A 7,569-nucleotide genomic window follows, 5' to 3' on the forward strand; every position below is an offset into this window, starting at 1 on the left:
CGATTGACGTTTGTTTCTCCCTTTGCCGCCAATGCTGCAATCACAAGAGAAACAGAAGCACGCAAATCCGTCGCCATAACGGGAGCCCCTTGCAAATGCTCTGTTCCATAAACGGTTGCCGTCTGCCCATCAAGCTTTATCTGTGCTCCTAAGCGATTGAGTTCTTGAACATGCATAAAACGATTTTCGAAAACTGTCTCTGTAATATGCGCGATTCCTTCAGCCCGTGTCATGAGCGCCATGAATTGCGCTTGGAGATCGGTTGGAAAAGCAGGATAAGGTCCTGTTTTAATATCAACGGGCATAATTTTGGTGTTCTTTGGATTTCGCTTAATATGAATTCCTTGAGGTTCTATTTGAATCTCGAGTCCTGTTTTTTGCAGCACCTTAAGCACTTTTGTGAGATGATTAGGATTTGCATTTTTAAGAAAGACATCTCCTCCCGTCATAGCAACAGCCATTGCATATGTTCCCGCTTCGATTCGATCAGCAATAACGCGTACTCTAGCACCGTTGAGTTTTTTAACCCCTTCAATTGTAAGCGTTGTTGTTCCTTCACCGGTTATTTGAGCCCCCATAGTATTCAGGGTTCGAATAAGGTTTGTCACTTCTGGTTCACAAGCCGCATTCTCAAGAGTGGTTGTTCCCTTTGCCATTGTCGCCGCCATCAGCAGCACATGGGTTCCACCAACAGTGACTTTAGGGAAACGATAGCAAGCACCTTTTAACCCCCTTGGCGCTTTTGCATGAACATATCCATTTTCGATAGTAATCTGTGCGCCTAAAGTTTTAAGTCCCTCAAGGATAAAATCGACAGGTCTTGTCCCGATAGCACATCCTCCAGGAAGCGAAACATAAGCCTCTGCGCATCGTGCAAGCAGAGGTCCAATAACCCAAAAGCTTGCACGCATTTTTTTCACCAGTTCGTATGGTGCCCGTGTTGTAGCTATTTTTTGCGCCGTAAAATGAATTGTTCTTGAATTCACGCATTCATCGTTAAACTCTTGTCCATCAACGGCATATCCAACACCATGATTATTGAGAATACGAATAAGCAATTCAACATCGGCCAGATGCGGAATATTTTCTAAAGTGAGCGTTTCTTCTGTCAAAAGCGCCGCAATCATAAGAGGCAATGCAGCATTTTTTGCCCCAGAAATAGGAATTGTTCCTTTAAGTTTTTCTCCCCCAACAATTTGAATAGAATCCATCGTGTTTTCCCTCTTTTCCTTTGTGCCTGCCCTTCCAAAGGATTGTCCCCCTTCGGGAAGTTATGCTTTATTAATCGTTTTAGAACGCATTCTAACTATGAGAACAAATTATTGAGAAGTTTGGTTGCAAAAATTTACTAAAAAACATTTTTTTGCATTTTAGAGCTCTGGTTGTGCTCTTTTTCGGCTTTGCTCTTTTCGACGTTTCAGGTTTTGACGCAATTGTTGTGCCAATCTTTCTTGACGTCGTTTTGCTTTTTCATCTTGATGATTAATTTCATTTTGTTTTTGTTTTTGATGCATTTGTGTCATTGCGCAACCTTTTAAACAGTGTTGAGCTTCTATCCAAGCAACTCATTTAGATATTTAAGCATATAAGAAGCATATGTCATGACATAAGATACGTTTTCTTGCAAGAATATACAAATGTTCTCTTGCCTATTTTCTGACAATATGGCACAAGACAGCGCAAAGATTGAAAAGGGCTGCGGTAGCTCAGTGGTAGAGCACTCCCTTGGTAAGGGAGAGGTCGAGAGTTCAATCCTCTCTCGCAGCACCATTTTATTCTTCTTTTGCCTCTCTCTTTTTGCCCTTATAAGTCTTCCCTATAAGCCTAAATCTTTTCCCCCAACCTCCATCAGCTTCATCAAATCCTCCATCCTTTAAACTATGCGTTTCAATAGCTTCAAAATCAATGGCCTCAATAACACGCTTAATCTCTAAAATACTTTACGAACGGCTTTTGAAATTGACCGCCCCCCAAAGAATAGTCCCTCTCCTATTGGTTTCCCCTCTTTCCTTGCCCCTCCCTCTCTTTCATTTCTGTAAGATTGCCCCCCTTTACTCCTTCTCTTTGCCAAGCCTCACTATTGCAACAGCTCTTGGCACTTGAGACGATATAAGCATTTTTATTTTTTCAATATTTTATTTCTTGAATATTTTTCCCCACAAGCTCACCCTGTTTGTAATATGCAAACAAACGATTTTACTTGATTCAATATAAGAGCGTTTGAATAAGAGAACTAAGAACATCTCACACTATTTCAGGCTCTCATTGAAATTCAAATTGAATCTCAATAATGAATTATTATAAACTCATTGTTTGAACATATCCCATTGATACCTTTATCCGACCCAAAACGAATAATCTTATCTTTCTAGCCTCTCTATCCATCTCAAGCAACACAAGCATTCCCTCTAGAAATTAGAATAAGCTTCATCGATCTTATTCGTCATTTACAACAGATCTAACAGAGCCATTTCCAGAACCTCCTCTCAACTCAATTCCTTTCCCATTCTCCCCACCCCTTACCAAAAGCAAAAAACAAACAGTGATAAAATCCCCCTCAATAAAGCTTTCACTAAGCCACCCCACGCTCGCATATGCCAAACATCCCATATGGTAAACATCCCATATACTAGACATCCCATATACTAGACATCCTATATACTAGACATCCCATATGGCAGAAAATTGAGAGCCCGCCTTTTCAAAGAAGATCCCTCATTACCAATTTTATACACTATGGTTTTCCACGTGCTCTAAGCCTCCCTCTTTCAACACGCATCTTTTTTATACGAATACTTTGATTGATACGGATAGCGTTATTCCTCTTGCATAAGAGCCCCAAAAGCGAAAAGCTCTCTCCCTCTGTTCTATTGAAATTAATCACCCCTCTTCGCTTACACTTCACAAGCAGAAAGATCCGTATAGCGAGAAACTTTCCAAGAAAAGCATATCTCTTCGTAAAAAGCCTCCCAATAAACGAGATTATGAATCGTCTCAAGAGCTACAGCCCATGCCGCAATTTTTGCAACGGCCCCCAATAGTACCAACTTACTTTTTCATAAAGTAAAGATAGGGTGCGCAATGTTTATAATCTCTGGGGGGTATAATCTACGGACTTTATAATCTACGGGGCTTTATCGTTATACCCCTCACGATATTATTCACAGGTGCCAGTATGAAATTTACGAACGCCAGGCATGAAATGGGTGTGAAATGAGCTTAGAGCGAGATATCTTTATTAAAACAAGTGCGTGAATGTACAACAACAAGTATATTTCATTTGGAGTATTTTGGATATTGCCTACTCTCCCCACCTTAGGACAACCATTTTGGCTACAGATCCCCTTATACTTTCTGCTGTCATACCTCCTCCAATAAGCTAAAACCCCACATATGCGGGGTTTTAGCCAGTACCACACCTTTACTTATACACATTATGATCATTATAACCATTTTTATTAAATACGTTTTTACGTATATTTTCAACACAAAAATAACACACATTGATTTATTTAACAGAAATCAATTAAATATTCATGATAATCATTAAAAGTTAAAATGATGAAATTATTATTCAGAACGTACGTCATAATATTTATAACGTTTTTTTCTGTATTCATATTATTGGGTTGTACTCAAGTAAGCGACCTTGCTGAATACGATAAGGTTTACCAAAAATATGTCCATGAAAATTACACTCATTTAGAATATTCTCAGAAATTAGAAAAAGCAAAAAAAGAGGTAGAATATTTAAAAGCGTATATGGAAAAAACTGTAAGTATACCCCATGACAAAAGTCAATTTTGGAAATATTTAATAATATTGCCCAATAATCCTCCAGAATTCAATATTTTAAGACATTATCACATATTGCTTGTTTTTTGTGGACGCTTTTTTGATTTATGGCAAGATGATAAAACGATGCCCACACTTACATTTAACGACTTACCAACAAGACTGAAGGATTTTAAAGCTAACGGGATGAAATACAGGAAAGATTGGGATTATATAGAAAATATTTTCCTCAAAGCAAAATTTGAAACAAACTTTGATGATCCAATGTTTGCGTACGCAGAAAAATTTTTGGATTCTCCCAATGGCATTAGTCGAAAAGAACAAACTCTTCAGACAGAGCAGCTCATCATAGGCAATGAACTCACTCGTTTTAGAAACACAGCAACAATGTGCGTTATGGCTAGAGAGGTATACCTTAAAATGATGCCCAAAGAAAATGTAAAACCACCTGTAAGATATAGCACTTTTGAAAAATGGAAGCAGTATTTAAAAAATCTTTAAACGGATCATAAAACGCCTTTCAAAATACTTCTAAAGAACCATTAAGCCCCCCTCACAATGACTATAATCAGGCACAAAGAGGGTATAAAAACAATGTTAATTAAACAGTCTTTATTGAGAAGCGTCTTAATTATCGCTCTTTTAACAACGCATCTTTTTTATTCTTCAAAGGGATATACTCATTCGAATGAAGTATTCTCTTCAAAAGAGATTACAGAAAGAGAGAGATTTTTCCGCATTTTCCTTGTTAATGGAAGTCGCTGGTGGGAAGAAAAATTCTACCAAATTCTCTGGATAGAAAAAACATTTTTTTTGGAAAACAAGCGGCAGTTATCGCAACCGCTCTATGAAAAACATGTCAATATAATAAAAAAATGGCAAAATATAATCAAAAAACGACATCATGTATTTAATACTCTGTGCACCCTTATAGAATTAGAAATAGATGCAATGCGACATGTGAATGAAGCAAAACACTCTCATGAGCATACACATCTCTCAAACCTTATGAAACACATAGAGACATATCAAGAGCGTATAGTTAAAAACAAGAAAGAACTTGAGAAACTTGATCATGAAATTGAGATCTTATACAAAGTTATCATAGAGTATACAAAATTACCATAAACTTTGATCTATTCATTCCATAACTTGATGAAAAGTGCTTCTCAAAAGATATCTTTTATTTTCAAGCACTTTGAACTATCTATCGCCATCTTTAGATACAGAGTGCCAAAGTACAGTAACGTTATCATACAATTTGTTGTATTTTACCAACATAAAATAACACATATTGATTTATTCAACAGAAATGACTTATAAAAGCTCGTCAGAAACAAACGACAATAAATACCTTATGTTTAAACACTTTATTTTCTTCGCTATCGTAATAAGCGCTATTTTATTTACGCATCATACAACGAGTGGATGTACAACAGATGATCTTTTTGTTGGAAGTACTTCTCCGATCAATTGTATTTCAAAAGAATATATAAGACAGAAAATAAAAAAGAAGCTATTGGAAAAAGAACGCGAAAGAGAATGGTTAGAGCTTGAACAATTTTCTGTTAGCGCTTGTCCAGGTGGAGAATTTCCTGTTTATCATGGCTTTTCTATTATCGATTGTGTTTTGAGAGGAAGAACTAAAACAAAATCGTCTTAATAATGAAATCAATATAATGAAATTATTCATGCAATGGTTTATCGTAGCATTCGTAATAACAACGATAATGTCTGTTCCCATAAGTTTACTTTGGCGTTTTAGATTTAAGGTTCCTGCCTGTTTATTTACAATAATGACAACCTTGGCTATTATTGCCGTCCCTTTTACATTTGATTTATCGTCTCTCTTTTAATCTATTTTTGTAAAAAAATATTTCTAAAATATTAAAAACACCCTGCATTTTTAAGCGTCTTGAACTGTATCTCCTCTCATTTAGATACAGTATAATCACTATAGCCATTTTCATTAAACATGTTTTTGCACATATTCTCAACACAAAAAACAACACATGTCGATACATTCAAAGGGGATCAATTAAACGATCTTATAAAAGAAGAGCAATATACAAGTGGCTGTATTTAATGATAATAAATGAAGACGATTATTATGGAATTCTTGGTGTAAGCTACGAATGCAACGCTAAACAGATAAAATCTTCTTTTCGTAAATTAGCTCTGCAATACCACCCTGATCATAATTCTAGTACCGAAGCAGAACAAAAATTCAGAAAAATTTGTGAAGCCTATGAAGTTCTTAAAGATCCTCAAAAGAGAGCTGCTTACAATCAGTTCTATCATGAAACTTTTAAAGATAATGACAAGGCTTCTGAAAGTAATGAATACGAAAAACCTACAGCAATTGAAATAATTATATGGTTATGGAAAACACAATACAGAATTATGACTTTTTTAACAACAATATTTATTGCTATTTGTTTTTTCATAACAATGATAACAGTGTTTGGATTTCAACTTTAATAGTCAAAGTGCTTTTGAAGAGCTTTAAAAGCAACCCGCAGCGAATTCACAAGGCATCATTATCCTTGATCTTCTATAACAAGGTAGTGTAGAAAAACATAAAGATTATAATGTCTCTATTCGTTCTTTTCTTATTCTCCCATTTCCTCCACCCCTCTATTTTCTTCCACAACCCGCCCCCCAACCTTTCCCCCAACAAGCCCGCTTGATTCCACACAGACTTTTTCTCATGCCCCTAACATCCTTTTCCATGTTGGCTAAGAAAATTCCTGCAAAGCTCTTCTCCCCAAGCGGCGCCCCTAAGCTTCCCCTCAAGAACGAAAGCATAACGCGCACCATTGTCTCTGCAATAAAAAAACACTTGCCCATCATTGCCGCTCCCCCAACACTCACCACAAAAGCACCCAGAAGCTCCCCCCTGTTCCAATACGTCTAAACAAGCTTTAACGACCTCCCCCGCCAAACATCTTTCCATTTTTCAGTATGCTTTACGTATCACTCCAAGCTCCCTACTTGCGTGCCGCAAAAACATAAAAACCGGCTCTTTCCCCCCTTGAACGTGCCTTTTTATAAGTTGGAACCTGTCTGTACTACTGCTTCTCTTCCCCCTAAGCCTCATTTTGTTATCCAGCATGCTTTCCGTGTCACTCCAAGCCACTGGATAACGACCTGCCCCCTCCATTGTCTTTTCCCCCCAATGAACCAGCCGGCAACTCCCCCCCCCCCACAAGCGCCCGCAATTTCTCATATATAGGCTCTTTTATAGGTTCTTTTCTTCATGCCCCCCTTTTCCATGTTGGCTAAGAAAATTCCTGCAAAGCTCTTCCCCCCAAGAACGGGAGCATAACGTATACAATTGTCACAGCAATAAAAAACACACTTGCCCATCATTGCCGCTCCCCCAGCACTCACCACAAAAGCTCCCAAAATCATGCCACCATATCTCTAAACACTTGGCCTTACTCCCATTCTCGTTTTCCTCTCCAGCATACGCCTTGCATGCGCTTCAAGCTCCCCCCCACTCGTCCTCCCTTTTAACCAGCCAATCACCAACATTTTCCCCAACAAGTCCCCCCCAACATCCCCCTTCCCCACAAATTTCTCATCCCCTCCTTTTCCATATCAGCTAAGCCCCTCCCAAGCGGCGCACCCCAAGAACGAAAGCATAACGCGCACCATTGTCTCTGCAATAAAAAAACACTTGCCCGTCATTGTACTCCCCCAGCACTCACCACAAAAGCTCCCAGAAGCTCCCCCCTGTTCCAATACGTCTAAACAAGCTTTAACGACCTC

Annotated in this window: 8 protein-coding genes, 1 tRNA gene and 1 pseudogene; 5 read left to right on the forward strand and 5 right to left on the reverse strand. The window is 38.2% G+C overall.

Annotated features, from left to right (window positions below):
- Both murA and ACFIML_RS06940 read right to left on the reverse strand, forming a co-directional pair.
- The coding region (gene murA, locus ACFIML_RS06935; protein ID WP_375687734.1) for a UDP-N-acetylglucosamine 1-carboxyvinyltransferase at window positions 1–1,211 on the reverse strand (1,211 nt) is incomplete at its 3' end.
- Window positions 1,212–1,370: 159 nt separating this feature from the next.
- The gene (locus ACFIML_RS06940; protein ID WP_375607050.1) at window positions 1,371–1,523 is read right to left on the reverse strand and encodes a hypothetical protein; all 153 of its coding nucleotides are present in this window, start codon (window positions 1,521–1,523) and stop codon (window positions 1,371–1,373) included.
- 172 nt (window positions 1,524–1,695) lie between these two features.
- On the opposite strand from ACFIML_RS06940, the gene ACFIML_RS06945 reads away from it, so the two are divergent.
- Window positions 1,696–1,770: transfer RNA gene (locus tag ACFIML_RS06945), tRNA-Thr, on the forward strand.
- Between the two features lie 666 nt (window positions 1,771–2,436).
- On the opposite strand, the gene ACFIML_RS06950 is transcribed toward ACFIML_RS06945, so the two are convergent.
- Both ACFIML_RS06950 and ACFIML_RS06955 read right to left on the reverse strand, forming a co-directional pair.
- Window positions 2,437–2,637: a hypothetical protein gene (locus ACFIML_RS06950; protein WP_375614448.1), complete on the reverse strand. Its 201-nt coding sequence runs from the start codon at window positions 2,635–2,637 to the stop codon at window positions 2,437–2,439.
- A gap of 257 nt (window positions 2,638–2,894) precedes the next feature.
- On the reverse strand, window positions 2,895–3,038 hold the full coding sequence (locus ACFIML_RS06955; protein ID WP_375607052.1) for a hypothetical protein: 144 nt from the start codon (window positions 3,036–3,038) through the stop codon (window positions 2,895–2,897).
- A 586-nt stretch (window positions 3,039–3,624) separates the two neighbouring features.
- Here ACFIML_RS06955 and ACFIML_RS06960 point away from each other — a divergent pair.
- The 4 genes and pseudogenes from ACFIML_RS06960 to ACFIML_RS06975 form a co-directional block, all read left to right on the forward strand.
- Entirely contained in the window at window positions 3,625–4,296 is a 672-nt protein-coding gene (locus ACFIML_RS06960; protein ID WP_375607053.1) for a hypothetical protein, read from the forward strand.
- A gap of 93 nt (window positions 4,297–4,389) precedes the next feature.
- Window positions 4,390–4,923, forward strand: coding sequence for a hypothetical protein (locus ACFIML_RS06965; RefSeq protein WP_375614450.1), 534 nt, complete (start codon window positions 4,390–4,392; stop codon window positions 4,921–4,923).
- Window positions 4,924–5,152: 229 nt separating this feature from the next.
- Complete coding sequence (locus ACFIML_RS06970) at window positions 5,153–5,458, forward strand: hypothetical protein (protein ID WP_375607055.1); 306 nt, start codon at window positions 5,153–5,155, stop codon at window positions 5,456–5,458.
- Window positions 5,459–5,880: 422 nt separating this feature from the next.
- A pseudogene (locus tag ACFIML_RS06975) lies at window positions 5,881–6,120 on the forward strand (DnaJ domain-containing protein); the annotation flags it as partial.
- 312 nt (window positions 6,121–6,432) lie between these two features.
- Here ACFIML_RS06975 and ACFIML_RS06980 read toward each other — a convergent pair.
- The gene (locus tag ACFIML_RS06980) at window positions 6,433–6,648 is read right to left on the reverse strand and encodes a hypothetical protein (protein WP_375687737.1); all 216 of its coding nucleotides are present in this window, start codon (window positions 6,646–6,648) and stop codon (window positions 6,433–6,435) included.
- Window positions 6,649–7,569: the final 921 nt, after the last annotated feature.

The sequence above is a fragment of the Bartonella sp. AC62GZZY genome (assembly GCF_042196525.1).
Classification (GTDB): Bacteria; Pseudomonadota; Alphaproteobacteria; order Rhizobiales; family Rhizobiaceae; genus Bartonella.